At 62.3% G+C, this 26,667-nt stretch carries 21 protein-coding genes and 1 pseudogene; 17 read left to right on the forward strand and 5 right to left on the reverse strand.

The features are described 5' to 3' along the window. Positions 1-49 precede the first annotated feature (49 nt). From cbiE to cobM, 4 genes are read left to right on the forward strand one after another with little or no spacing between them, the layout of a single operon-like run. Positions 50-1,459 carry a precorrin-6y C5,15-methyltransferase (decarboxylating) subunit CbiE gene (gene cbiE / locus KHO33_RS02320; protein WP_200561763.1) on the forward strand — a complete coding sequence of 470 codons (1,410 nt, stop codon included), beginning with the start codon at positions 50-52 and terminating at the stop codon, positions 1,457-1,459. Continuing rightward, on the forward strand, positions 1,459-2,547 hold the full coding sequence (locus KHO33_RS02325) for a cobalt-precorrin-5B (C(1))-methyltransferase (RefSeq protein WP_200561761.1): 1,089 nt from the start codon (positions 1,459-1,461) through the stop codon (positions 2,545-2,547). Before cbiE ends, KHO33_RS02325 begins: the two co-directional genes overlap by 1 nt. Continuing rightward, positions 2,544-3,266 (forward strand): cobalt-precorrin-6A reductase, encoded by a 723-nt coding sequence (locus tag KHO33_RS02330; protein WP_200561759.1) that lies wholly within the window; start codon positions 2,544-2,546, stop codon positions 3,264-3,266. Before KHO33_RS02325 ends, KHO33_RS02330 begins: the two co-directional genes overlap by 4 nt. 46 nt (positions 3,267-3,312) lie before the next feature. Further along, on the forward strand, positions 3,313-4,041 hold the full coding sequence (cobM, locus tag KHO33_RS02335; RefSeq protein ID WP_200561757.1) for a precorrin-4 C(11)-methyltransferase: 729 nt from the start codon (positions 3,313-3,315) through the stop codon (positions 4,039-4,041). Positions 4,042-4,060: 19 nt separating this feature from the next. Here the strand turns inward: cobM and KHO33_RS02340 are convergent, their stop codons facing one another. Beyond that, on the reverse strand, positions 4,061-5,176 hold the full coding sequence (locus KHO33_RS02340) for a polyamine ABC transporter substrate-binding protein (RefSeq protein ID WP_407946154.1): 1,116 nt from the start codon (positions 5,174-5,176) through the stop codon (positions 4,061-4,063). A 40-nt stretch (positions 5,177-5,216) separates the two neighbouring features. Further along, positions 5,217-6,203 (reverse strand): agmatinase, encoded by a 987-nt coding sequence (speB, locus tag KHO33_RS02345; RefSeq protein WP_234480405.1) that lies wholly within the window; start codon positions 6,201-6,203, stop codon positions 5,217-5,219. Positions 6,204-6,387: 184 nt separating this feature from the next. Here speB and KHO33_RS02350 point away from each other — a divergent pair, with 184 nt between their 5' ends. From KHO33_RS02350 to KHO33_RS02360, 3 genes are all read left to right on the forward strand, one after another. Continuing rightward, positions 6,388-7,275 carry a LysR substrate-binding domain-containing protein gene (locus KHO33_RS02350; protein WP_200561755.1) on the forward strand — a complete coding sequence of 296 codons (888 nt, stop codon included), beginning with the start codon at positions 6,388-6,390 and terminating at the stop codon, positions 7,273-7,275. An 83-nt stretch (positions 7,276-7,358) separates the two neighbouring features. Continuing rightward, the gene (locus KHO33_RS02355) at positions 7,359-8,261 is read left to right on the forward strand and encodes an AraC family transcriptional regulator (RefSeq protein ID WP_234480404.1); all 903 of its coding nucleotides are present in this window, start codon (positions 7,359-7,361) and stop codon (positions 8,259-8,261) included. A gap of 2 nt (positions 8,262-8,263) precedes the next feature. Next, a complete protein-coding gene (locus KHO33_RS02360) occupies positions 8,264-9,388 on the forward strand; it encodes an alpha/beta hydrolase family protein (protein WP_200561753.1) in 1,125 nt (374 codons plus the stop codon). A gap of 6 nt (positions 9,389-9,394) precedes the next feature. Here KHO33_RS02360 and KHO33_RS02365 read toward each other — a convergent pair whose 3' ends face one another. Next, positions 9,395-10,888 (reverse strand): MDR family MFS transporter, encoded by a 1,494-nt coding sequence (locus tag KHO33_RS02365; RefSeq protein WP_200561751.1) that lies wholly within the window; start codon positions 10,886-10,888, stop codon positions 9,395-9,397. A 238-nt stretch (positions 10,889-11,126) separates the two neighbouring features. On the opposite strand from KHO33_RS02365, the gene KHO33_RS02370 reads away from it, so the two are divergent. From KHO33_RS02370 to KHO33_RS02390, 5 genes and pseudogenes are all read left to right on the forward strand, one after another. After that, complete coding sequence (locus KHO33_RS02370; RefSeq protein WP_054035399.1) at positions 11,127-11,387, forward strand: DUF1488 family protein; 261 nt, start codon at positions 11,127-11,129, stop codon at positions 11,385-11,387. Between the two features lie 192 nt (positions 11,388-11,579). Next, positions 11,580-12,083: a lipocalin-like domain-containing protein gene (locus KHO33_RS02375; protein ID WP_234475365.1), complete on the forward strand. Its 504-nt coding sequence runs from the start codon at positions 11,580-11,582 to the stop codon at positions 12,081-12,083. 219 nt (positions 12,084-12,302) lie between these two features. Further along, positions 12,303-12,938: a carbonic anhydrase gene (locus KHO33_RS02380; RefSeq protein WP_200561747.1), complete on the forward strand. Its 636-nt coding sequence runs from the start codon at positions 12,303-12,305 to the stop codon at positions 12,936-12,938. A 190-nt stretch (positions 12,939-13,128) separates the two neighbouring features. After that, positions 13,129-13,811 (forward strand): annotated as a pseudogene (locus KHO33_RS02385) (type 1 glutamine amidotransferase domain-containing protein). A 42-nt stretch (positions 13,812-13,853) separates the two neighbouring features. After that, positions 13,854-14,969 carry an alkene reductase gene (locus KHO33_RS02390; protein WP_200561745.1) on the forward strand — a complete coding sequence of 372 codons (1,116 nt, stop codon included), beginning with the start codon at positions 13,854-13,856 and terminating at the stop codon, positions 14,967-14,969. Between the two features lie 73 nt (positions 14,970-15,042). On the opposite strand, the gene treA is transcribed toward KHO33_RS02390, so the two are convergent. Together treA and KHO33_RS02400 are read right to left on the reverse strand one after the other, a co-directional pair. After that, positions 15,043-16,710, reverse strand: coding sequence for an alpha,alpha-trehalase TreA (gene treA, locus KHO33_RS02395; RefSeq protein ID WP_200561743.1), 1,668 nt, complete (start codon positions 16,708-16,710; stop codon positions 15,043-15,045). A gap of 222 nt (positions 16,711-16,932) precedes the next feature. Beyond that, positions 16,933-19,248 (reverse strand): PA14 domain-containing protein, encoded by a 2,316-nt coding sequence (locus KHO33_RS02400; RefSeq protein WP_236074649.1) that lies wholly within the window; start codon positions 19,246-19,248, stop codon positions 16,933-16,935. A gap of 348 nt (positions 19,249-19,596) precedes the next feature. Between KHO33_RS02400 and KHO33_RS02405 the strand changes: the two genes are divergently transcribed. The 5 genes from KHO33_RS02405 (at position 19,597) to KHO33_RS02425 (ending at position 26,553) form a co-directional block, all read left to right on the forward strand. Continuing rightward, on the forward strand, positions 19,597-20,496 hold the full coding sequence (locus KHO33_RS02405; RefSeq protein WP_200561741.1) for a DMT family transporter: 900 nt from the start codon (positions 19,597-19,599) through the stop codon (positions 20,494-20,496). Between the two features lie 327 nt (positions 20,497-20,823). Further along, positions 20,824-21,795, forward strand: coding sequence for a DUF4148 domain-containing protein (locus KHO33_RS02410; protein ID WP_200561739.1), 972 nt, complete (start codon positions 20,824-20,826; stop codon positions 21,793-21,795). Positions 21,796-22,275: 480 nt separating this feature from the next. Continuing rightward, positions 22,276-23,421: a porin gene (locus KHO33_RS02415; RefSeq protein WP_054035403.1), complete on the forward strand. Its 1,146-nt coding sequence runs from the start codon at positions 22,276-22,278 to the stop codon at positions 23,419-23,421. A 262-nt stretch (positions 23,422-23,683) separates the two neighbouring features. Beyond that, entirely contained in the window at positions 23,684-24,847 is a 1,164-nt protein-coding gene (locus KHO33_RS02420) for an epoxide hydrolase family protein (RefSeq protein ID WP_200561737.1), read from the forward strand. 350 nt (positions 24,848-25,197) lie between these two features. Next, on the forward strand, positions 25,198-26,553 hold the full coding sequence (locus KHO33_RS02425; protein ID WP_200562278.1) for a sigma-54 dependent transcriptional regulator: 1,356 nt from the start codon (positions 25,198-25,200) through the stop codon (positions 26,551-26,553). Positions 26,554-26,667: the final 114 nt, after the last annotated feature.

Raw genomic sequence — 26,667 nt, forward strand, 5'->3', positions numbered from 1 at the left:
TCGGCGTGGCACAGCGCAATATTTGAAGATACAGAAAGAGGATGGATGCATGCCGGCGTGGCTGACCGTGGTGGGCATAGGCGATGACGGCTTCGCCGGCTTGGGGAAGCCCGCGCGGCGTGCTTTGCTGGAAGCGTCGGTGGTTTATGGCGGTGAACGTCATCTGGCGATGCTGCCCGCGCGCCTCGCTGCGCGCCGCGCGGCATGGCCGAAGCCGTTCGATCTCGCGCCTTTGCTGGCGGAGCGTACAGGGCCCGTGTGTGTGCTGGCGAGTGGCGACCCGATGCTGTTCGGCGTCGGCGCGACGCTCGCGCGGCAGTTGCCGGCAGGTGAGTTGCGGGTGCTGCCCGCGCCCTCGTCGTTGTCGCTGGCGGCCGCGCGGCTTGGCTGGCCGTTGCAGGATGTCGCCACGGTTTCGCTGGTGGGACGGCCGTTGCCGACGCTGAATGCTCATCTGCACGACGGCGCGCGCGTCTTCGTGCTGAGTGCCGACGGGCGCACGCCCGCTGCACTGGCCGAACTGCTGAATGCGCGCGGTTTCGGCGCGACCCGGATGACTGTGCTGGAACATTTGGGCGGCGATCTGGAGCGGTGTATCGATGGCCGCGCGGACCAGTGGCCCGCAGGGGAAGTGGCGGCGCTGAACCTGATCGCGCTTGAATGCCGTGCAACGGAGGGCGCTCCGCGTTTGCCGCTGACCGTCGGCTTGCCTGACGACGCCTTTCGCCACGACGGTCAGTTGACCAAACGCGACGTCCGCGCAATCACACTGGCGCGCCTCGCGCCGACTCCAGGCGAATTGCTATGGGATGTGGGCGCGGGCAGCGGCTCGATCGGCATCGAATGGATGCGCGCGCACCCGACCTGCCGCGCGATCGCGATCGAAGGGCACGCGGAGCGGCAGCGGTTCATCGAGCACAATCGCGACGCGTTGGGCGTGCCGGGTTTGCAACTGGTGGCCGGCCGGGCGCCTGATGCGCTGGAAGGATTGGCTGTGCCGGATGCCGTGTTCATCGGCGGTGGCGTGACGGTGCCAGGTGTGCTCGACGCCTGCTGGGCGCGCTTGCGTGACGGCGGACGTCTGGTTGCCAATGCGGTGACCTTGCAAGGCGAGGCAGCGCTGGCGGCGTGGCGTGAGCAACACGGCGGCACGTTGACCCGCATCGCGCTGGCCGATGCACAGCCCCTCGGCGGCTTCGATACGTGGCGCCAGGCGTTGCCGATTACGCTGCTGGAAGTCACGAAGCTGGCCGACGGCGCCGACGGCACGTTCCGTGCGAACAGCACGAACAGCACAAACAGCACGAACAGCACAAACAGCACAAACAGCACGAACAGCACAAACAGCACGAACAGCACGAACAGCACGAACAGCACGAACAGCACGAACAGCACTAGTGGCGTCAATACCGCCAATGACACCTCGACCGCCTCCGCCGACTCACCACCTCACCCGTAATGCGCGAAGAAACGCCCGAACAACCCGCGCCGCTGCGTAGCGGCTACACGACCGGCAGTTGCGCCACCGCGACGTCGCTCGCGGCCGCGCGTCTGTTGCTCGCGGGTATAGTCAGCGAGGTCGCGGAGATCGTGTTGCCGAAGGGGCAGCATGTGCCGATGCCGCTGGTGTTCTGCCGCCTGAGCGCCGAGGGCGCGGAAGCCGGCACAGTAAAAGACGCAGGCGACGACCCCGACGTGACACACGGCGCGATCGTATTCGCCCGCGTGCGCTTGCTTGCCGAACCGGGTGTGATATTCCGCGCAGGGCCAGGCGTTGGCACCATCACGCGCGCCGGCCTCACGCTGCCCGTCGGCGAACCGGCGATCAATCCCGTCCCGCGCAAGATGATGACTGAACATCTGACCGAACTCGCGGCGGAACATGGATATACCGGCGGTTTCGAAGTGACGATCGGCGTCGAAGGCGGCGAAGCACTCGCACTGAAAACGATGAACCCACGCCTCGGCATTCTTGGCGGCCTGTCGATTCTCGGCACCACCGGCATCGTGCGGCCGTTCTCGTGCTCGGCCTATATCGCATCGATTCATCAGGGCATCGACGTCGCGCGTGCGAACGGCTATCTGCATCTCGCGGCCTGCACCGGCAACGCCAGCGAAGACGCCATGCGCGCGCATTACGGCCTGCCGGACATCGCGCTGATCGAAATGGGTGACTTCGTCGGCGCGGTGTTCAAGCATATGAAGCGCGCGCCGGTCGAGCGCCTGAGCGTGTGCGGCGGCTTCGGCAAACTCAGCAAACTGGCAGCCGGACACCTCGATCTGCATAGCCGGAATTCGAGCATCGATCTGGAGCGGCTTGCAACATGGGCCGCCGAGTATGGCGCGGACGATGCGTTACAGGCGGCCATCCTCGCCGCAAATACGAGTCAGCAGGCGGTCGCATTGGCGCACGCGCAAAACGTGCCGCTCGGCGATATCGTCTGCCGTCACGCGCTTGCTGTCGCGCGCGATATCGTGCCGTCGCAGGTCGCGGTCGAAATGTTCGCGATCGACCGCCAGGGCAATCTGATCGGAGCCGCGCAATGATGCGGGTCCTGCTGCTCGGCGGCACAGGCGACGCTTTGCGGATTGCCAGACAGCTCGGCCCTGAGCACGTGTACAGTCTCGCCGGCCTCGGCAAGGTGCCGGACGATCTGTTGTGCGAGGTGCGCGTGGGCGGCTTCGGCGGCAGCGAAGGCATGGCGCGTTATATCGAGGACCAACGCATCAGCCTCGTGATCGACGCGACGCATCCATACGCCGCGCAGATCAGCGCAAATGCCGCGAAAGCGAGCAGCGCGGCGCGCGTACCGTGCTGGGCGCTGCGTCGCGCGGGATGGCAGCCGCAAGCCGGCGACGACTGGCGCATGGTCGACGATTGGGCTGAACTCACGGCAGCGCTCGCTTCATTCAAGCGACCACTGTTCACACTCGGCCGCGAACCGCTCGCGCATCTCGACGAAATCCCGTCGCAGCAATTCTGGACGGTACGTTGCCTCGACGCACACGAAGCCAATCCACGTGCACGGATTCTGGCGACACGCGGCCCATTCACGCTCGAAGGCGAGCGAACGCTGTTTAGCGCGGAAGCATTCGATGTCATCGTCAGCAAAAACAGCGGCGGCAGCGCCACTGAAGCGAAACTCGAAGTCGCGCGCGAACGTAGCCTGCCGGTCGTCATGCTGCGGCGTCCATCATTGCCCGCGGTCGATCGCGAGTTTGCAAACGTGGCCGACTTGCTGGAAGCATTGCAAGTCTCAGGTTAAGTGGCGCATGCATGTCATGCCGGCCAAACGAATCATGGAGTAGTGAATGACGGTGTTTTTTATCGGCGCGGGTCCCGGCGATCCGGAACTGATCACGGTGAAAGGGCAACGCCTTGTGCGCGGCTGCCCCGTGATCCTGTACGCCGGCTCGCTGGTGCCGGCCGCTGTGCTCGAGGGGCATAGCGCGGAGCAGGTCGTGAACACCGCCGAGCTCGACCTCGATCAGATCGTCGCCTTACTCAAGGCCGCACACGACAAAGGCCAGGACGTGGCGCGCGTGCATTCCGGCGACCCGTCCTTGTACGGTGCAATCGGCGAGCAGATTCGCAGACTTCGCGAACTCGACATTCCCTATGAAATCGTGCCCGGTGTGACGGCAACCGCGGCATGCGCGGCGACGCTTGGCTGCGAACTCACCTTGCCCAATATTTCGCAGACGCTGATCCTCACGCGCTTCGCAAGCAAAACGACGATGCCGGAAGGCGAACAACTCGCCGACCTCGCGAGACATCGCGCGACGATGGCGATCCACCTCGGCGTGCGCCATCTCGCACGCATCGTCGATGAATTACGGCCGCATTACGGCGGCGCGTGCCCGATCGCAGTGATCTATCGCGCCAGCTGGCCGGATGAAGAAAAGATCACCGGCACGCTCGACGATATCGTCGGCAAAGTGCAGTCCACCAACATAGAGCGGACTGCGCTGATCCTGGTGGGACAGGTGCTGGCGGCCGAAGGATTCGCGGAGTCGACGTTGTACGCGAAAGGCGACTGACCCGCACACCACCGATTCGTTATCCCCCTGTCTTCAACTGCGCCCACAGCCTGCCTTCCAGGCGTTTGATCGGGGCGGGCAAGGGCTTGAGCAGAAATAGCGTTTTCAGTACGGAGTCAGGCGGGTACACGGTCGGATCGTTGAGAATTTCCGGCCGCACGAATTTGCGCGCGGCGGCATCCGCATTCGGATAGAACACCGCATTGGTGATCCCGGCGTGAACCTCGGGGCGCTCGATGTAGTTGATCCAGTTGAGCGCCGCCTCCGGATGCGGCGCATCTTTCGGGATCGCCATCATGTCGAACCAGACCGGCGCACCGCCTTGAGGAATGAAGTATTTGACCTCATAACTCTTGTTGGCTTCCCGCGCGCGATGGCTCGCCATCGACACATCACCCGACCAGCTCAGCGCGAAACAGATGTCATCGCCCGCGAGATCGTTGATATAACTCGTCGCGTTGAATTGCGTGATGTACGGACGGATTTTCTTCAGTGCGTCGTACGCGGCCTGGTAGTCGGCCGGATTCACGCTGTTCGGATCGCGGCCGAGATAGTGGAGCGTGACCGCAAATACATCGGTCGGCGCATCGAGTATGGACACGCCGCAACTCTTGAGCTTGCTCAGATACTCAGGCTTGAAGAGGATGTCCCAGCTATCGAGCGGCGCATCGTTGCCGAGAATCTTCTTGACCCGCGTGACGTTGTAGCCGAGGCCCGTGGTGCCCCACGCCCACGGCACCGCGTACTGGTTGCCGGGGTCCGCGTCCGCGACCAGTTTGAGCAGACCGCGGTCGAGATTCACAAGGTTCGGCAGTTTCGATTTGTCGAGTTTCTGGTAGATGCCGGCTTCGATCTGCTTGGCGAGAAAGTTCGAGGTCGGCACCACGACGTCGTAGCCCGTAGAACCCGTCAGCAGTTTCGCCTGCAAGGTCTCGTCGCCGTCGTAGACATCGTATTGCACGTGAATGCCGGACTCTTTCTCGAAGTTCGGTACGGTGTCTTTCGCGATGTAGTCGGCCCAGTTGTACAGATTGAGCTGTTTTTCGTCGGCGTGCGAGGCGGTGCCGAATGCGCAGAACAACAGCGCTGCAAGCAACGGTGCGGCCGGCCTCGGCTTCATGAAGGTGTGGGGCATGATGGTCGTCCAGAGAGGGTTCAACAGAGCGGTCGCGGCCTTACATACGCTGATGGCGTTGCAGCTTCTGATTGCGCATCAGGCACAGCATGTCGGCGGCAAGGTGGGCTGCGGCGAGCGCGGTGACGTCGCTGTGGTCGTAGGGCGGCGACACCTCCACCACGTCCGCGCCGACCAGATTCACGGCGCCCAGCGCGCGAACGATTTCCAGCGCCTGTGCCGAGCTCAGGCCGCCCGCCACCGGCGTGCCCGTGCCGGGCGCGAAGGCTGGATCGAGGCAGTCGATGTCGAAGGTGAGGTAGGTTGGCGCATCGCCGACGATCGACAGCACTTCGTCGATGGTTGCCTGCGTGCCATTGCGATGGACCCACGGCGCGTCGAGAATGCGCACGCCCATGAAGTCCTCGTTCCAGGTGCGAATGCCGATCTGCACCGAGCGCGCGGGATCGATCAGCCCTTCACGGATCGCCTTGTAGAACATCGTGCCGTGATTGAGCGAATCGGGGTTGTCGTCCGGCCATGTATCGCAATGCGCGTCGAAGTGGATCAGGCTCAAGGGCTTGCCGTACTTTTCAGCGTGAGCGATCAGCAGCGGGTAGGTGATGTAGTGGTCGCCGCCGAGCGTCAGCATGCGGGTGCCCGTGGCGAGAATCTCGCGGGCGTGGGCGATGATCCCGTCGCGAATGCCGAGCGGGTTGTGGGCGTCGAACCAGCAGTCGCCATAGTCGACCACGTTCAGATGATCGAACGGGTCGATGCCCCACGGAAACGCGCCCAGTTCGGCCAGTTGCACGGAGGCGGCACGCATGCCCGCCGGGCCGAAGCGCGTGCCGGGGCGGAAGGTGGTCGCGAGGTCGAGCGGAATCCCCGATACGGCGACGTCGACGCCGGTGAGATCGCGCGTGTACGGCCGGCGCATGAAGGACAGCACGCCTGCGTAGGTGGGCGGATGAGGTTGGCCGGCCGCGTCAGCGCCTGCGGCAGGGGCGGTCGAGGCGGGGTGCAAAGCGTTCAGGTTCAGGGTCATACACGTCGATCCGGTCAGTTTCAATGAGCGCCGTCACACAAATATTTCTCATGTCTGTAGAAACGGCACGCGGCATGTGAAGGGCAACTGGCGCTATGATTGCGAGGCAATATTCCGGCGAAAAGCGAAGAATCTTGCTGGAAGTATCGATATTTTTAATAGCTTCCCTGACCGTGGCGACCCGATGCGTAGACTTCCCCCTCTGCAGGCCTTGCTCGCTTTCGACGCCGCCGCGCGCCTCGGCAGCTTCACGCGCGCGGCGCAGGAACTCGCGCTGACCCAGTCGGCAATCAGCCATCAGATCCAGCAACTCGAGGAGTGGGCCGGGGTGCCGCTGTTCCGGCGGATCGGGCGCGGCGTCGCGCTGACGGCCGCCGGTGCGCTGTTTGCGCAGACCGTGACGTCGGCGATGACGACCCTCGCGGATGGGCGCGATCGCATCGAGCCCTATGGCAATCCCGATTCAGTGATCATCTATTGCGCGCCGCAGTTCGCGACCGGTTGGATCATGCCGCGCATGCCGGCGTTTTCGGAGGCTATGCCGAACATCGAGATCTGGCTCGTTACTGGTGAAGAGGTGAACGAGATCGATCGTATCGATGTCGATCTTGTTGTTTCCGCGAAAGAGATCCGCACGGCCGAAGTGCTCTGCGAGCCTTTGCTCGACGAGGAGGCGGTCGCTGTCTGCGGGCCTGTGACGGCGCGCCGTCTGCGTTCAATGCCTTTTCCCGAGGTGCTGACGCAGGCGCCGTTGCTGGTGCTCGAGCAGCGTCCGGAGTGGGCCCCGTGGTTGCCTGAGTTAAGGCGCGGCGGTTTGCGCACGCGGCGCGCGATGACGGTCGACGATCCCCGAACCCTGGTAGCGGCCGCCGAACAGGAAGCGGGCATCGCGATGGTGTCGCGACTCACCGCCGGCGACGCGTTGACGAGCGGGCGCGTCGAGGTCTTGCCGCAGGTGCCGGGCTTCCCACTCGCACCGCTCTGGCTGATGCGCTCCGCGCAACCGGCGCGTTCCGCTGCGGTGGATGCGGTTTATGCGTGGATGGTGAGGCTCTGCCGGGACGGTGGTTGAGGCGCGGCCCATGCGCGCTGCGCCCCGGAAAATATCGCAAGCTCTGCACCATCTTCCGGCAATGAGGCAGCTATCCTAGCGCCATGATGAAGTCCAGCACCGAACGCGATTACCGTCGACGGATTGCCCGCGTCATCGAGGCGATCCTCGTGGAGCCCGGCGCGCGGCACACGCTCGAGAGCCTTGCCGCGGTGGCGCATCTCTCGCCATATCACTTCCATCGCATCTATCGTGCATTGACCGGCGAGAGCGTGGTCGAGACCGTGCAACGCCTGAGACTCGCTCAGGCCGCGCAAAGGCTGACCGATGCTGCCGCTTTGGTCACCACGGTCGCGCACGACGCCGGCTACAACAGTCCGCAGGCCTTTGCGCGAGCGTTTCGTGGCTTCACCGGCGTCACGCCGAGCGAATTCAAGGCACGGCAAAAGCGCCTCGCTGCGCCGTCCAAGGCGCGCCGCACAAGTGAACCATGCGGGGCCGCAGTGACTGAAAGCCGGATGTCGGTTTTGCCGTCGGTCGAACTCGCCGAGATCGCGCCGATCGATCTCATGTGCCTTCGGCACGATGGACCTATCGCGACAATCGGGCAGACCTACCGCTCGCTGATGGACATGCTGCGCTGCGAAGGGAACTCGACAAAGGGCCAACGCGTCGGCATCTGTTTGCACGATCCTGCGCTGAGCGGTGGCTTCCAGTATTACGCCGGCATCGTCGCCACGCCTCCTCGCGTGCCGCGAGCGGCGGAGAGGGAGGGCGAGGCAATCGAGGCGCTGCGCGTGGAGGGCGGCTTGTATGCAGTCCATCGGCTGATCGGTCCGTATGCGTTGATCGCACCGACCTTCCGGGCGCTCTACGGCGGCTGGCTGCCGCAAAGCGGCTATGCGCACGACGACCGTCCAGGGCTCGAGGTGTACCGGAACCTGATGGTTGCCGGTTTGCAGCACGCCTGCGTCACGGACCTGATGATCCCCATTCGCAAGGACTGAACATGTTTCGTCGTTACTGTGCCGCCTTCGCATGCGCGGCGGCGTTGTGGTCGGCGGCGGTGGCCGCGCCGACAGATCAGGTGGCTTGGCATGTGGGCGAGGCGACGCGTGTCTTTCATCCCGCTGCGGCTCGTCATTGGCGTGGGGCGCAAACGCAGGCGCTGGTGACGACCATCTGGTATCCGGCCGATCTGACACGCCCGGAAGCTGCGCATGACATTGGCGCGCACGGTCGTCCGTTTTTCCACGGGCATGCTGCTGTCGTGGATGCGCCTGTGTCCAGCGCACGTGCAAAATATCCGCTGCTCGTGCTCTCACACGGCACCGGCGGCACCGCGGACAGTCTCGACTGGCTGGCATCGGCGCTGGCCGCCGCAGGTTATATCGTCGCCGGTACCAACCATCCGGGTAACAACGCAGTCGAGCCGATGACCCGCGACGGCTTCATGCTCTGGTGGGAACGCGCCACGGACGCAAGCGAGGTGCTCGACGGCGTGCTTGCCGACCCGATGCTGGGTTCGCATGTTGACCGGGACCGGATCGGCGCGGTGGGTTTCTCACTTGGTGGGTATACGGTTCTTGAACTGGCGGGCGCGCGCACCGATTTGGCGGCGTTCGAGCATTTCTGTTCGTCACCGCAGGCCGATGCGATCTGTCATCCGCCTGAAGCCGCCCGAATCCATGAGGACCCGGCCGCGCCTGCCTTGACGCTCGCCACGCTTTCACCTGAGACGAAGGCGTCACGGGCGCGCGCCGGCGACTCGTATCGCGACCCGCGCATCAAGGCGGTCTTTGCAATCGCGCCGGCACTGGGCGAGGCGTTCGACAGCACCTCGTTCGCGGACGTCAGCGTTCCTGTGTCTCTACTCGCGGGCGAGGCCGACGTAACCGCGCCGGTGGACACCAACATTCACCGCATCGCGGGCTTCATGCCGAAGGCAACCATCACGATGGTGCCGGGCGCGTCGCACTATACCTTTCTCGATACCTGCTTGCCGGCAGGCGTCGAACACCTTGCGACCATGTGCAAGGACAATCCGGGCGTCGATCGCGATGCGATCCATGCGCAGACGGCGCAACGGGCGATCGATTTTTTCGCCGCCACCTTGCCTGCGGGCGGCGAGTAGCGAAGCTCAGTCCTCGAGTGGCGATAACGCTTCAAGCGGCACCTGCTTCGCCGGCCCGATGTTTATTGCTGGCACGAAGCCCAGCAGCACGACCACAAAAATCGCAATCGCGAAGATCGAGATAAAGGTCAGGTGCAGCGATTGGTGCAACACCATACGGATCATGTCGCTATCGGCAAGACTCGCCACCTGATTCTGCAACAGCGCCTTCAACTGATCCGATGTGACCACGGCGACGTCCTTCGAGTGACTGAGGCCGAAGTTGAGCACCGCGCCGAACAGTGTCGCGCCGAGCGTACTGCCGAGATTGCGCGAAAACAGATTCGATGCGGTGGCGCTGCCGCGCTCGTCCATCTTGACGATCTCCTGAATCAGCACCAGCGAACTGACGCTCGACGTGCCCATGCCGAAGCCCATGATGAGCGAACCGAACGCCGCGATGAGCGGCGAGCCGCCAGGCTGCAGGAACAGTAGCAGCACCGCGCCAATCGGGATGAACGCGCTGCCGCCGATCAGAATGCGCCGCAAGCCGATGCGGTGAAATGATTTCGCCGCGAGCGTCGCGCCCGCGGGCCAGCCGACCATCATCATCGTGAGTGCAAGACCGGCGACCACCGGCGAGCGGTGCAGCACGCCCTGAACATACATCGGCAGGAAGGTGGTGGACCCCATCAGAATCATGCCGGACAGCACGGTTGCTGCATTGCACGCGGCAATCGGCCGGCGGCTCCAGAGCGCAAATGAGATCATCGGCTCGGTTGCGCGGCGTTCCTGGAACACGAAGAACATCAGGCACAGCATGAACGCCACACCCGCGAGCGATGCCTTGCCGATGTCGTCGTCGCCTGCGTAAGTCAGCGCCATCATCAGCGCCGCGATCGCCGCCATGAACAGCGCCGCGCCCGCGAAGTCGATCGACGGACGCGCATGCCGTTCCGATTCGCGCAGGAACGCGATGAAGCCGGCTGCGGAGGCAAGTCCGATCGGCACGTTCATCCAGAAGATCCACGCCCACGACAGGTTATGAATGATGAAGCCGCCCACCATCGGCCCGACCACCGCTGAAATGGCCCACACGCTGGCGAGATAGCCTTGCACCTTGCCGCGCTCGCGCGCCGGATAGAGGTCGGCGACGACGGTCAGCGTGACCGGCTGGATCGCGCCCGCACCGACACCCTGAATCAGGCGGAACACGATCATGGCGGGCATAGACCAGGCGAAGCCTGCCAGCACCGAGCCAAGCAGAAAGATGGCGATGCCGGCGAGTATGACCGGCTTACGCCCATACAGATCGGCGAGCTTGCCGAACACCACGGTCATTGCGGTTTGCGTCAGCAGGAACGACGAAAAGACCCAGCTATACAGATGCAGATCGCCGAGTTGGGCGACGATCTGCGGCATGGCGGTGGAAACGATGGTGGCTTCGATGGCGACCATCGCCATTGATGCCATGACTGCGGCAATGACTAAAGGACGCGACGATTGCGGGCTGCGGGACATGGGGCGGGTAGTATTAGGATGTTGGAAGCGTCTGACGGCGTGACAGGTGGCACGCATGCCGCGACGCAAAAGCGCGGCCGCGCGAAGGCGGCCGATGTCGAGTATGCACCTTGTGGAGAATGTGCGCTGAACACGCTCAGCGATGGCCAGGCTCAAGCGGCTTTGATTCGGCTTCAAAGCGTCAGCCTGGCACAGCCTTTGCGCGCTCATCGCTACTTTCGCCAAATGGAGGGTCATTATGAGGATCGAATTCACCGGACGCCGTGAAGTGGTGGCAGCGGCGCGCGTAGCCTTCGAAGCTAATGTCGATGGGGCTGACGTCTGGTGCAGCGTGTCGCTGGATGCGCTGAACGACCATTTCGGCAACGAGGGTCCGTCGGCCCACAATCTGGTCGGTACCTTCGAGGCCAATCGCGCGCGGATTGAAAATGCTACGCGGCGAGTCCTCGAGAAAAACGGGGGACGATCCGTGGAGCTCGAAACCGGGGATTTCAACTGAGGCCTGAACGTCCCAGGTCCTGACCTGGGAGAGCGGTCCGGCATCTGTGCGCCGGGCCTGCTCCGATAGCTTTTCACTCGCAAACCACCTACGCTTCAAAGCACTCGAGCCCTCGAGCCCAATCCGCACTAGCGAAGCGCGATGGATTCGTCTGACCTCACGTCTCTCGTCCTCGCGCGCGTGGAGAGCGTCATGAAACCAATGCACAAGATCTTCGCCGCCATCGTGATCGCGCTCGCAGTATGGTGCGCGCCGGTGCGAAGTGCGTTTGCCCAGACAGCGGACAGTCTGGTGGGGTCGTGGTCGCTCGTTTCGCTGACGGTGGCCAAGAGCGGCAGCGAAGTGGAATTACTCGGTCCGCATCCGCAAGGGCAACTCATCTTCGGCAATGACGGCCGCTACGTGCTGCTTGTGCTGAGTTCCGACCTGCCGAAGTTCGCTTCTGGTGACAGGCAGCAAAGCACGACGGAAGAGAACGCGAAGATCGCTCGCGGCAACGTCGCGCATTTCGGCACGTATAGCGTGGACCCGGCGGCGCGGATTATCGTTTTTCACATCCAGAAGAGCACGTTTCCAAACTGGGACGCGGATGTTCAGCGTCGCCCATTTACGCTCGACGGTGACCGGCTGACATACATCACGCCTGGCGCCTTCGGCTATGGATCGTCGAAAGTGGTGTGGCAACGAATCAAATAGCGCGCCTCGCCTGTAATCACGGCGATAATCTGAGTGACCCGGTGCGCATGAGCAACGCCATCGGGTACTACACAATCAATTGCAACGCCGTCAAGTACGTGAACGGGAGCTACGGCTTTTTTACGTGCTGCGGTATAGTCGCGCCTACCGATCGCAGACACGCCTTGGATCTTTGCCGCAGACTGGGCAGGCTGAGGCTTTGACTATCCGGAGAATGTCGTGCAGGAAATCATAGAAGGGTTCATCCGCTTTCAACGCGAGGTCTTCCCGCAGCAAAGCGCATTGTTCAAACGTTTATCGATTGCGCAAAATCCGCGCACGCTGTTCGTGACCTGCTCGGACAGCCGTGTCGTTCCCGAGTTATTGACTCAGGTGGAGCCCGGTGCGCTGTTCGTGATCCGCAACGCGGGCAACATCGTGCCGTCTTATGGCCCGGAGCCGGGCGGCGTATCGGCCACCGTCGAATATGCGGTGGCGGTACTCGGCGTGCGGGATATCGTGATTTGCGGGCACTCCAATTGCGGGGCGATGACGGCGATCTGCACGTGCACGAACCTCGACCATCTGCCGGCCGTGGCGGGTTGGCTGCGCCACGCCGATGCGGCGAAAGCGATCAACGCATCGCGAACTTATGCGTCAGACGCCGAGCGGCTCGATGCTCTCGTCAAAGATAACGTGATGGCGCAACTCGCGAACATTCGCACGCATCCGTCAGTGGCTGTGGGCCTTACGAACAAATCGTTGCGACTGCACGGCTGGATCTTCAATATCGAAAGCGGCGCGATGCTCGCACTCGATGGGCGCACAGGAGAGTTTTTGCCGTTGGAAGACAACCGTGAAATTTATGCTGTGTAGCCGCGCACGGCTGCCCCGCAAAAAGTGGGCGCGGTAAAACCGCAAAACCTCTTCGGCGTTCCGGATAGCCGCCTATACTGCCAGAGCGCCTGGAGCCGGCGGCATCGCTCCAGCGTGTGTTGCAACACGCGCCGATGACGCCGCTCCACGGCCTGGTGCAACGCGAATCGAATCCGCTCGCGAGGTTGCCATGAAGATTCTGGTGGTACTGACTTCACATGACCAGCTCGGCAATACGGGCCGGAAAACCGGCTTCTGGCTCGAAGAGTTTGCCGCGCCGTATTACGTGTTCAAGGATGCGGGCGTCGAGATGACGCTCGCTTCGCCCAAAGGCGGCCAGCCGCCGCTCGACCCGAAGAGCGACGACCCCGATGCGCAGACCGACGCGACCGGCGATTCAAAAAGGATCCGGACGCGCAAGCCGCGCTGGCGAGTACCGTGAAGCTTTCAACCGTGTCGGCCGCGGACTATGACGCGGTGTTCTATCCGGGCGGTCACGGTCCACTATGGGATCTCGCCGAAGACACGCATTCCATTGCCCTGATCGAAGCGCTCTATGCCGCCGGAAAGCCCGTCGCCGCGGTATGCCATGCGCCCGGAGTGCTACGCCATGCAAAGGGGCCGGACGAGACACCACTCGTGCGCGACAAGCCGGTCACTGGCTTTACCAATTCCGAAGAAGCGGCCGTGGGTCTCACCGACGTCGTGCCTTTCCTCGTCGAAGACATGTTGAAGAAGAGCGGCGGCCGGTATTCGAAGGGGCCGGATTGGCAGTCGCATGTCGTGGTCGCGGGCAATCTGATTACCGGGCAGAACCCGGCGTCGTCCGAAGCCGCGGCCAAAGCGTTACTCGCGAAACTCGGCGTGGCCTGAGAGGCCGGTGAAACTCGATTGAATCTTTTTCAAGGAGCAGCCATGTCTACCGAATCCGCGCACGTCGATAGCTACCTGTTCGAACCGGTCGCGCTCGGGCCGTTGCAGTTGCCCAATCGCATCGTGATGGCGCCGCTGACGCGCAGTCGCGCGAAGGAGGCCGATGTGCCGAGCGAACTGGCCATCGAGTATTACGCGCAACGTGCAACAGCCGGTCTCATCATCGCCGAGGCGACGCAGATTTCGCAGCAGGGCAAGGGCTATGTGTTCACGCCTGGTATTTATGACGACGCCCAGGTGCAGGCGTGGAAACATATTACCGATGCCGTGCATGCGAAGGGCGGCCATATGTACCTGCAGTTGTGGCACGTTGGCCGTATTTCTCATCCGTCGTTGCAGCCGGGTAATGCGTTGCCTGTAGCGCCTTCGGCGATCAAGCCCGAAGGTCAGGCCTATACCGACGAGGGCTTCGTGCCGCTCGTCACGCCGCGCGCACTTGAAACCTCGGAAATGCCGGGCATCGTCGAGCAATATCGGCTGGCCGCGCAAAACGCGAAGGCCGCCGGTTTCGATGGCGTGGAAATCCACGCGGCAAACGGCTATCTGCTCGATCAGTTTCTGCGCGACAGGACCAATCAACGAACCGATCAATATGGCGGCTCGATTGAAAATCGCGCGCGCCTGTTACTGGAAGTCGCCGATGCAGTGACGGACGTCTGGGGTGGTGATCACGTCGGCGTGCGCATTTCTCCGCTCAGCAGCTTCGGCGATATCGCCGACAGCGATCCCGAACCGCTTTTCACCTATGTGGTGAAGCAACTCAATGCCCGTAAGCTCGTCTACCTGCATGTCATCGAAGGCGACACGGGCGGCACGCGTGACGTCGAGGGCGGCTTCGATCTGCAGGTGCTGCGCCAGGCATTCGATGGCTTGTTCATGGCGAACAATGGCTATGACCGGGAACTCGCGCAGAAGACGCTCAAGGCAAAACGGGCGGATCTGATCGCGTTCGGCCGGCCTTTTATTTCGAATCCGGATCTGGTCGAGCGGCTGCGGATTGGCGCAGCGCTGAACGAGCCGGATCAGAGCACGATGTATGGCGGCGGCGCGGAAGGCTACACCGATTACCCGACGCTGGACGAAAACGCGAAGCGCTGAGTGGGTCTGCGCTTCCGCGCACACGCCGCTATGAGCGACGTGTGCGCCTCCTTGCATTGCTTCACCGTGCAGATCAGTCGCCCGGGCTATACAGATCGAGTAGCTTGAGCGTCACCCCGTTGGTCCATCCAAAGCCGTCCTGCAGCGGATATTCGCCACCGCCGCCGCCTCCGGTGCCGGCGCCTTCCACCACGTACTTTTCAACCAGCTTGTTCTCCGACGCGTAAACCCCTTTCACGTCAGTCAGGAAGCGCGTGCCGATCTGCTGCGCAAGCGCATCCTGGCCATAGCGCTTCAGGCCTTCGATCGCGACCCAGTGCAAGGGCGCCCAGCCGTTCGGTGCATCCCATTGCTGCGTGGTGTTGTAGGTGGTCGTCGCAAGGCCGCCCGGTTGCAGCAGGACGGATTGCACCTGCTGAGCCGTCTTCTGCGCACGGTCCGGCCACGCTGCACCGACCCACAACGGAAACACCATCGCCGCAGTCTTGTTGTCGCGCGGCTTCGCAAGCGTCCAGTCGTAATCGCCGTAGTAGCCCTTGGCGTTCCACAAGTACCGGTTGATACCGAGCGCCCGTTTGGCGGCGCGCTCGGCGAACTCGCCGACACAACGGAAATCGCGCGTCTCGCCGCAGCCTTTCGCGATGGTGATTTCAAGGTGAAACATGAGGCTGTTCAGATCGACCGGGATGATCGACGTGGTGCGCACCGTCGCGAGTGTCATGTTGTCGCCGAACCAGCGGGAGCTAAAATCCCAGCCGCTCTCGGCGGTCGCCCGCAACTCGCGATAGACATCGTTCGGATTGCGGCCCGTTGCCTGCTGGGCAGTCTGAATGTCCTCCAGATAGGACTCGTCGCGCGGCGTATCGAGTTCATCCCAGTAGCGGTTGAGCACCGTGCGATCCGGCATCACGACGACGTTGCGGGTGGCCTGGCCCGGCTGCGTCGAGCTTTCTCCCTGCATCCAGTACGCGTACTCCTTGCGCAGGGCAGGCAAATACTTCTGATAGACGCTGCGGCCTTCGACCTTCTCCGCCAATGCGACCATGTACGAGAAGAACGGCGGCTGGGACCGGTCGAGGTAGTAGGTGCGATTGCCGTTCGGGATGTGGCCGAACGTATCGATCTCATAGGCGAAGTTGTCGAGCATGTTGTCGACGAGATCTTCATGCCCCGACTCCTGCAAGCCGAGCATCGTGAAGTACGTGTCCCAGTAGTAGCCCTCGCGGAAGCGGCCGCCTGGCACCACGTACGGCTTCGGCAATGGGATCAGCGAACTGTTTGCCGGTGCGCTCGTGGTGGTGCGGGTGAGGGCAGGCCACAACCAGTTGATGTGCTCGCGCAGCGTCTGATTCGCGGGCGGCGTGATGACAGGTTCGCTCGGCGGAGTGAAGTACTGGTTGACAAAGTTCGCCAGCGAAAAGCCGGGATTGTTCTTCTGCTGTTCGTACAGTTGCACGATCGCGGCAGGATCGGCGTTCGGCGTTGCATCGACAAAAGTCTTTTGATCTGGATAGATCTGCGCGGTTTGCACGGCCACGAAAAGATCGCCGTATAGCTTGTCGGGAGCGAGAGGAAGCGTGCCGCCGACCTGGGTGTCGGCGTAACAGACGCCGCTGAGACTGGTGAGGAAAACGAAGCTGGAAACGGTGGTGGCTTTTCTTAAACTGGCAGCGCCCAGCGACGGGGCGAATGTCAGGCGACGGGCGAGGCCGATGCGGCGCAATTGCGATGACACAATCATGTCTCCTCCTGAGGAATGGACAACAGGACTGGTCTGCCTCGCGCCCGTGTTCTTCTCATGATTGCTGGGGCGCGGCTAGCATCGCACAAAACGGAGGGTGGTTCAAACTATGCGGAAGGAATGCGCCGAGATGCGCTGAGCAAGCCGCTGGCTGACGGCTGTTACAACCGCCCGGCAGCTTGCGCGCTGCCGGGCGGTTGATTCAACTTTCTTAAACCTCCTTCAGTTCGATGTCACGAGCGAATCCGACGGCACGATCCTCAGTGCCCCGGGGCTCTGCGCCGCCGGACTCGACCACGACAGATGCATGCTGGCCGGGCCCGTACCGTGCACATACTCCACCTTGATCGACGCGCGCTGCTTCGCGTTGAGCCAGGTCGTACCGCTCACGGTGCCTGGCGTCGAGGTCTTCTTGTTGATGACCCGCACCCCGTTGATCCACAGACGCGCCACGTTGTCGCTATTGATCGAGAACGTGTAGAGCCCGGTTCTGGCGGCTTCTATCGCACCGGTCCACCGCACGCCATAACCCGTCTCGTTGACGCCCGCGGAGGCATCGGGCGAATCGGTGCCGCGCTCGGTGTTCAGGTCGAAGTCGATCAACGGCGCAATCGATGTCTTGACCGGCGCGCTGCTGAAGGTCGGATCGTTGTAGTAGCCGACCTGCAGCACCGGCAGCTTCACATCGAACCCACCCGTCAAGGCCTGAGTCTCCGACGTCTGCCACGGGTGACCGTCCGGATAGATCGTTCCCTGGAACGGCGTGGCAGGTTCGACGGTGGCAGGCGCGCTCGGCACCTGGCCCCAGTGGAAGCGCGTATTGGTGCGGCCGATCATCAGTTCCCACACGATGAAGCCCGTCGTGCCGCCGTAGTTCGACACAATGCCCGGCATCGTCTGACCCGTCGTGCCAGGGAAGCCACGCTGCAGCGTTTCGGAATTCAGCGCGCTGACATTGCTGCCGTTCACCGGACCCGTGTACGGGTTGTTGTACGGATGGAACGCATAGAAGTCCGAGAAATACGAGCCTTCGTCCTCCTGCACCTGCGGCGAATTGATCGGTTGCGTCGCACCCGCATTCAGGATCGCGATGCGCGCATCGTTCATCATCACGGCGCGCGTTTGCTGCAACGAGCCGTTGCCGCTGCAACCCGGTTCGTTCATCGGCTCCCAGAAAATGATGCGGGGGTCGTTGCGGTGCGGCGCGACGAAGTCGGTGATGTAGCTCGCGAGACTCGCCTTGTACGTGATGCTGGCATTGGCCGCTGTCGGCTGGAAATACGCCTGCTCGACCGGTGTGCCGGGCGACTGTACCCACTGGCTGTTATGCACGCCCCAGACCGGCGCGGGCTGCGGACCATATGCGGGCGTCGGGTTCCAGCAGTCGTCGTAGAAGATCGGCGAGACCTTGATGCCATGCCGCGCGGCAATTTTCAGCAGGTTCTCGAACTTGCTCAGGAATGCGACGCGATCGTTCGCCCACACGAGGTAGTGCAGATACACGGCAATCGCGTTCATACCGTACGTTTGCGCATACGTCAGCTCGCGATTGACGATCTCGGGGTCGTAGTTCTCCCAGAAGTCGATCGCGTTCACCGCGTTGGACGGCGTGTAGACCGCACCGACAACCTTGGAGAAATCGAAGCTGGGTGACGTAACGGTCGGATACGTGTGGATTGTGATGTTGCTGAAGGTCGCGCCGACGCCGAAGCGCCGCAGCCCGAAGCTGCCCGACTGGAAGGCCGCGGGGAGGGCGTTGGTGGCGTCGTTAACGCTGATCACGCGCTGCTGGTCGAAATCGACGGTGATGGCCGTGCCGCTCGTCGTGACCTTCAGGTGATGCGTGCTGCCGCCCACGATCGAGCTCATCGGATACGCGATGAAGTTCGTCCAGTTGTTGTTTTCGCGGCCGACCTGCAACACGTGCGAACCGGTATCGAGGCCGATGTAGTAGCCGGTCAGGCTATCGGGGCCGCCGGCGGTGGGGTTGGTCGTGCGCACGATAAAGCCGGCGTTGGCGGCGCCGTTCCCCACAGGCGCGCTCACCGTCACATCCGCTTCGTAGGACGCCGTGGCATAGGTGCTTGCGAGCGCAACGGTTTTGTCGCCGGCGCCTGTGCCGTTGGTGGCCGGTGGGGCAATCGTGATGGTCGAACTGCTCGTGCCGGGTTGCCAGCCTTGTGTCGATCCGGGCGCGAGGTAGCTCGTGAAGTCGCCGAAGTTGAGGGTCGTGGTGGAAACCGGAGTGGGCGGCGGTGGCGGGGTGTACGGCGGAAGGTTGAGGGTGGGGTCAGCGATCACAAGCGGGGGTGTCGTCGTCTTCATCCCCAATGGAATGGTCTTCGCGGCCCTGAATTCGGCTTCGACGTTGGCGGTGTCCGCGAGAGCCGCTGCAGAGGCCGCCGACGCTGCCGATGCAGCTGCGGAATCGACTGCCGCGATCTGCCTGTTCGCTGACGCAGCCCCGCCTGGTGAACCGTCATTGCCGCCGCAAGCGCCCAACATGGCGAGCGCCGCCAGCACAAAGTAATTGCGCACCTGTATCTCCTGATGTCCCCGCTTAATTGATGGTCATAATTATTATTAAACTTGCATAGGGCCATAGACAGTGTGACTAAGCCCCATGGATGCGGAAATCGATATGAATAATATTATTAGTTGGCGAGACCTGTATCGGTACTTACCCGGAATGGTGCAAACGAATGGCAGGGTGTCAGGCGGGGGCGCGGGCCCGCCCGACGGCGCGGATGCGGAACGGATGGGCGCAGGTTTTTCCAGTCGATCGCACGAGGCGCTGCAGGCATAATCCGTTTTCCGATTACGCCTTCCTTTCACCGGAGGCGAAACCTAAGCGACGCGCAGCTTCGCGCGTTCCCAGGAAAACTCATGCCGCCCATCACCGCCGTCCTGAATGCAGGCGTGCCGCTGCGTAGCGTCGCGCTGATTCTCGTTTCGATGTTCTGCTTTGCCGTGGTCGACGCTTTGGCGAAATCCGTCGCGCTCGCCTATCCGGCGAATGAAGTGACGTTCTTCCGGATGCTGTTCGGCTTGGTGCCTGCGGTGGCGGTTTGCCTGCGCGGCAAGCCGCTCATCGAGCGTTTCAGGCAGATGGATGTGCGTGGCCAGACCTTGCGCGCGCTGACGTTGCTCGGTGCGTCGGGGCTGTTCTTTGCAGGGCTGCCCTATGTGCCGCTCAGCGAAGCGGTGGCGATCGTCTACTCGGAGACCTTGCTGGTGATCGTGCTTGCACCGCTGCTTCTGAAGGAAACGCTCAAGCCACGCGATGCGCTTGCCGCCGCGGTCGGTTTTATCGGCGTGCTGTTCGTGGTGCGTCCGGACGGTTCGCATTCGAATTGGCTCGGTCCGGTCCTGCTGATTTCGAGCGCGTTTTTCGGTGCTTTGTCGATCATTCAGATCAAGCGGATTCGCGCCACCGACGATTCGGGCACCACGGTGCTGTACTTCACGGTGATCGGTACGATCGTCACCGGCGCATCGCTCTATTTCGCGTGGCGCACGCCTTCGATCGAAGCACTCGCGGTGATGGCTCTGCTCGGCGGGTTTGCCACGGCAGGGCAGTTGCTGATGACGATGGCATTTCGACAGGCCGATGCCGGCGCGCTCGCGCCGTATAACTACACGAGCATCGTGTGGGCTGCGCTGTTTGGCTACATGGTGTGGGGTGAGACGATCGGCAGCATGTCGTTGTTCGGCATTGCGTTGATTGTCGGCAGCTCGATTGCGGTTGCCGTGCGCGGCAAGCAGACTGAAGGTCCGCTCGTATAGGCGTGCGCGGCCTTCGTTGAATTCAAACAGCGGATTCAAACTCGCATTTATTGCTTCGCAGTTCAAACAATCGTCCTAGGAAAGCGTGGTCAGTAAGCTGGCTTTTTCGGACAACACACCCTGCGTGCGCGGACGAATCGACGTTTGGCGACTATAAATAGTAAATAGCACGCATCCAGTTTGCACTCTTATTCGTACGTGACTGCGCCGGCCCAAATTCGCGGTCGTTGCGGCGGCATCGATTGATTCGCTGCGAACCCTCTGATGAATTCGGGCCCGTTTGCGATATAGCAAACGCGCATGTCCACGATTTGAGAGGGAGACGTCATGGTTGTCGAACCCAGGAAGATAGTTCTCACGAGCCTCTTTGTCGGCGCGCTTGCGATCGCGGCTTATATTTCGCAGTCGGACAAAGGCTGGCTGCCGACGGACGAACTCGGCCTGGAGCGCGACAATGCATCTCACGCCACACGCGGCGACACGATAACGGGCTCAGTGAGTTCCGGGCCGGTCGTTGCACGCAGCGATTCAGCGGCGGCTATTGCCGGGGATCTGCAGGCGGCGCGCAACAGTCTGCAGCGCAACGATCTTGTTTCCGCGCAGGCGCAACTGGACGCGGTGCGTTCAGCACATCGGAACGACGATCAGGTTCTTGCGCTGCAAAGAGAAGTCGAGGCGCGCGCTAAGCAGACGCAGCACGCGCAAGCCGTTGTGCATGGGGAGAAGCCGGCGCAGCGCGGGGCGAAATCGGCGCGATCTTCGGCGACGTCTTCCGGGAAAACAGGCCGCTCGCACGAAAGCTACGTAGCGACGCGCGAACACTCGAACCGTGCGTCTTCCAGTTACTCGAAGACCCGTCATGCTCCCGAAACCGCAGTAGCCGATGTTAGTGCGGGTAGCCTCTCGAGCGGGAGAACGAGTGGCGTTGGCGCACCTGCCGGTGCGAGTCCGTCATCCTCTGTTCCGGCCGAGGTGAAGGTACTCTCCAACGTAATCAGCGCGCCTGCCGTGTCAACGCCGATACGGCTGATACAGCCAACAGAGCCAACCGAACCGGCATCAGGGTCGCCAGGCCCGCAAGCCCAGCTAACCCCGCCAGCGATACCGGCGACATCGCCACCTCAGCTCGCGCCCGCCGCCAGCACGCTGTTGAAATCCGAGAGCGGGCCAAAAACCCGCGCGCAGGTACGCTCGGAGATCGCCCGCGCCCGCGCCGACGGCAGCCTGCCCACATTCGGCAATCCGGACCCGGCGGGCCCCGGCGGCGCACCGAGCATGACTGGCGCGCCGCGTCCGTGAAGCTGCGCAGACGGCCGGTTAGCGCAAGGATGTGGCGAGCCGGACAGAACTGCGTTGGTTCGTGCAATGTGATTGCCGGGTGGCTTTTAAAACTAACAATGACTATTTTCAATTTTCGCAATAATAGGCTGAATAAGTTTATTTATCTTGAGAGATATTCCAATTAATTTCCATCGGAATTAATTGGAGTGATAAATCGGCCGTGGCGTGTTGTCGGCAGAGATTCTGCATGCTATTCTGCGCCGGCTTGATTCTCCGGGAGAAGCATTAAATCAGGCACTTGGGGCGTGCTCGCGAGAGGAGTGCGCCCCATTTCATTTCCGGTGGAAAACCGGCTGTTACATGAAATGATCGGCAATCTAAAAAATCAGTTGCGTCGTATAAACACAACGTCGTAATTAACTGAAAAACAGTCTTGTGATTAGTGAGATATTCTCGGCCGCTCGATAGCATCCGCTATTCGAATCAGGAGAGAAATCCATGAATAAATTCGTATTGTCGGGCCTCTCGCTCGCACTCATCGGCGCCGCGGGTGCCGCCCACGCACAAAGCTCGGTCACGCTGTACGGTTTGATCGATACGGGCCTGACCTACACCAGCAATTCGGGCGGCAGCAGCAACTTTCAGCAGGCCAGCGGCATGCTGAACGGCAACCGCTGGGGCCTGCGCGGTTCGGAAGATCTGGGCAACGGCCTGAAGGCGATTTTCGTGCTGGAAAACGGCTTCAATCTGTCGAACGGCAAGCTGGGGCAGAACGGCCGTGAGTTCGGGCGTCAGGCCTTCGTTGGCCTGTCGAGCGACCAGTTCGGCTCGGTCACACTGGGTCGCCAGTACGACAGCCTCGTCGACTATCTCGCTCCGCTCGCGCTGAACGGCACGCAATACGGCGGCACGCTCGCCTCGCACCCGTACGACAACGACAACCTGAACAACTCCGTGCGTATCAACAACTCGGTCAAGTTCCAGAGTGTCAACTACGGCGGCTTCAAGTTCGGTGCGTTGTACGGCTTCTCGAACGCAGCGGGCAGCTTCGCGGACAGCCGCGCCTACAGCGTCGGCGCATCGTATGGATTCGGCGGCCTGAAGTTCGCTGCGGGCTACCTGCAGCTGAACGGCGGCGGTTCGACGACCAACACGAGCGGTGCCGTGGCGAGCGGCGACTCCACGTTCAATGCCGGCCTTCAGCGCACTTACGGCGCGGGGGTGAACTATGCGTTCGGCGCAGCCAACGTCGGCCTCGTGTTCACGCAGACGCAACTGAGCAACGCAACGTCGATCGGATCGTCGGCGTCGGGCACGACGAGCGGCTTTGCGCTGACCAGCGGCAGCGCGCGCTTCACGAACTATGAAGTGAACGCACGTTATGCATTCACGCCGGCATGGACGGTGTCGGGTGCGTACACGTTCACCGATGCTCGTCTGAACGGCGCGAGCCCGAAGTATCAACAGCTTACGTTGCAGACCGACTACGCGTTGTCCAAGCGTACCGACGTGTATGTTGAGGCGGCCTACCAGCACGTCGGCAGCGTGGGTGATTCGGGCATTACGGCGGATATCGTCGGCGTGAGCCGCTCGTCAACCGATTCGCAGGTAGTCGGCACGGTGGGTATCCGTCACCGCTTCTAAGCGGCTGGTGTAGGCAGTAAGCTGTAAAAAAGCCCGCATTTCGCGGGCTTTCCTGTTTGTAGCAGAGCCGCAAGCGCTGCAACCATGAAGGTCTCTGCCTCGCTGAACGAGAATCGCGTTCATTGTGTACCATGCAGATTGCTTCGTGCGCTCCGCGCGCTTCAAGCTCGCTTCGTGCCTTGGCCCCTGCTGGATTGCCGTGAACAGCGCTATCGAATCCGAAGCGCCTGTTATCCCCACACCCTGTGCCGAATGAACTGACATGCAGATAGAGCCGTTTCAGATTGCCGTGCCTGACGCCGACATAGACGATCTGCGCCGGCGGATTCTCGCGACACGTTGGGCCCCGGCGACGCCGTCGCCCGCCTGGCAGCAGGGCGCCGATTCCGTCTGGCTGCGCGAGCTCGCGCAGTACTGGGCCGAGCGTTTCGATTGGCGCGAGGCCGAGCGCAAGTTGAATCTGCAACCGCAATTTCTCGCCGAGGTCGACGGTCAGCGCGTGCACTTCGTGCATCGGCGAGGCGTCGGTCCGGCGTGTTATCCGCTCGTGATTACGCATGGCTGGCCGGGATCGTTTTTCGAGTTCCACGCGCTGCTCGACCGGTTATGCGACCCGGCCGCATTCGGCTGTGATCCCGCCGATGCGTTCGATGTCGTCGTTCCATCGCTGCCCGGTTTCTCGTTCTCGCAGGCTCCGGTGGAGCCCGGTACTTCCGCGTTCCAGGTGGCGGATTTATGGGCGTCGCTGATGCGTGGCCTCGGTTACGAGCGCTTTGGCGCCCAGGGCGGCGATCTGGGTGCCGGCGTCTCGATCGCACTCGCGGCGCGGCATCATGAGCGTGTCGACGGTATTCATCTCAACTTCCTGCCGAGCTCGTACGAGCCCGCGAGCGGTGCCGCGCAAACACCGCTTACGCCTGCGGAGGAAGCCTATCTGCGAGAGAAGAGCGAATGGGCCGCACTGGAAGGCGGCTATGCCCATATGCACGCCACGAAACCGCAAACCGCGGCGGCGTCGCTGAACGATTCGCCGGTGGGACTCGCGGCGTGGATCGGTGAGAAGTTTCGCGCGTGGAGCGATTGCGACGGCGACATCGAGCGGGTGTTTTCGAAAGACGAGTTGCTCACCAACATTTCGCTCTACTGGCACACGCAAAGTATTGGCACGGCGATGCAGATGTATTGGGAGAACCGTCTGCAGCCGATGCGCTTCGCCGAGGGGCAGCGCGTCGTGCCGCCGGTGGGCTTCGCCCGTTTCCCGAAGGAGATCCATCATCCGCCGCGCACGTGGCTCGAACGGACCTTCAACGTGGTGCAATGGACCGACATGCCGAGCGGTGGCCATTTTGCTGCGATGGAAAAGCCTGATTTGCTCGCTGCCGAGATTCGCAAGTTTTTCAGGAAGTTGCGGCGCGAGGTGCGTTGACCCCACTGTGACGGCGCACAAGAAGCCAGCTCGATAGCGGCTCCGATGCGCTGCGCGGTGCGCTTGCGGACTTAATCTTCAAATAGTGTCAGGACGCACCACGGCGACCGTGCAGCCGCGTATGATCGACCGTCGTTGTCGCATCCGGTTTTTCGTCAGCCGACGTCCACAACACCGCCGGCTCGCCGAAACCCGATGCAGCATGAACTGGCAGCTCCCGGTACGCGCCTGATTCGCGAGGACAGGCAGCCGCGGCCATGGAGCAACAAGAACAATGCCGCGACGAGAGGCCTGGCCACAATCGGTTTCAGCGCAGGCTCGGCGGGAAAACAAAAAAAACAATGCAGAAAATGAAGGCCATCAAGCGGCGTGTCATCTACTTCACGCGCGATCCTTCGCCGGCGCTATTGGCGAGCTTCGAGGAGCGCGATTGGGCGGTTGACGTCATCGGCTCGGTTCGTGACGTGCGCGAGGCCGTGGGCGACGGCTCGCTCGCGGCCGGGCTGGCCGATCTGTCGAGCGTGTTCGATCCGCGCGACATTGGCGCGCTGGAAGCTTGCCTCGCGATGCCAAACATCGGCTGGGTCGCCATGACCGCGGCGCCGGCACTCGATGACGCCGCCATCCGCAGGCTGGTGCGCGACTACTGCTTCGATTACGTGACGCTGCCCACCGCGAACGCCCGGGTGATCGATACGGTAGGCCATGCCTGCGGCATGATCTCGCTCGGCGAGCCGGTGTTCGTCGATACGTCCATGGCAGAAGACGAGATGATCGGCACCTGCGATGCCATGCTCGCGTTGTTCCGCTCGATCCGCAAAGTGGCCGCAAACGACGCGCCGGTTTTTGTCTCCGGCGAATCCGGTACGGGCAAGGAGCTGACGGCGGCCGCGATTCACGCGCACTCACTGCGTCGCAAAGCGCCGTTCGTCGCCATCAACTGTGGTGCGATTCCGCCGCATCTATTGCAGTCCGAGTTGTTCGGCTACGAGCGCGGCGCCTTTACGGGCGCGAATCAACGCAGAATAGGGCGCGTCGAAGCCGCGCACGGCGGCACGGTGTTTCTCGATGAAATCGGCGATCTGCCGTTCGAGAGTCAGGCGAGCCTGCTGCGTTTTCTGCAGGAAAGCACCATCGACCGCCTGGGCGGCAACGGTTCGATCGATGTCGACGTGCGCATCATCTCCGCCACGCACGTCGATATGGAGGCCGCGATCGAAGACGGGCGCTTTCGTGCGGACCTGTATCACCGTTTGTGCGTACTGAGAATCGACGAGCCGCCGCTTCGCGTGCGTGGCAAGGATATCGAACTGCTCGCGCTGTACACGCTGGATCGCTACAGGAAAGATGCGAGCCGCCGGCTCTACGGTTTTTCTCCCGACGCGATCGCGGCGATGCATCAATACGACTGGCCCGGCAATGTGCGCGAACTGATCAACCGGGTTCGTCGCGCGATTGTGATGTCAGAGGGGCGCACGATTACCGCGGACGATCTCGAACTGGCGGGTTACGTTTCGACCGCACCCCTGACGCTCGCACAGGCACGCGAGACAGCGGAGCGGCAGGCCATCGAACTCGCATTGCTGCGCCACCGTGGACGCCCCGGCGACGCCGCGCGCGAGCTCAGCATTTCACGCGCGACGCTGTACCGTTTGCTCGGCGCGCATGGCATGCGATACGGGGAAGACAGCGCTGCCGAAATGTGACACCTAACGCAAAGATTGCGTATTGCCGCTAGGTAACTTGTTCACTCGAATGTTAAAGCGTCAGATATTTTGGCGTACTTTCGACCGGCTGAAAGCCGATTGATGGCACCCGCG

This window comes from Paraburkholderia nemoris, from assembly GCF_905221015.1.
In the GTDB taxonomy this organism is placed as follows: Bacteria; Pseudomonadota; Gammaproteobacteria; order Burkholderiales; family Burkholderiaceae; genus Paraburkholderia; species Paraburkholderia nemoris.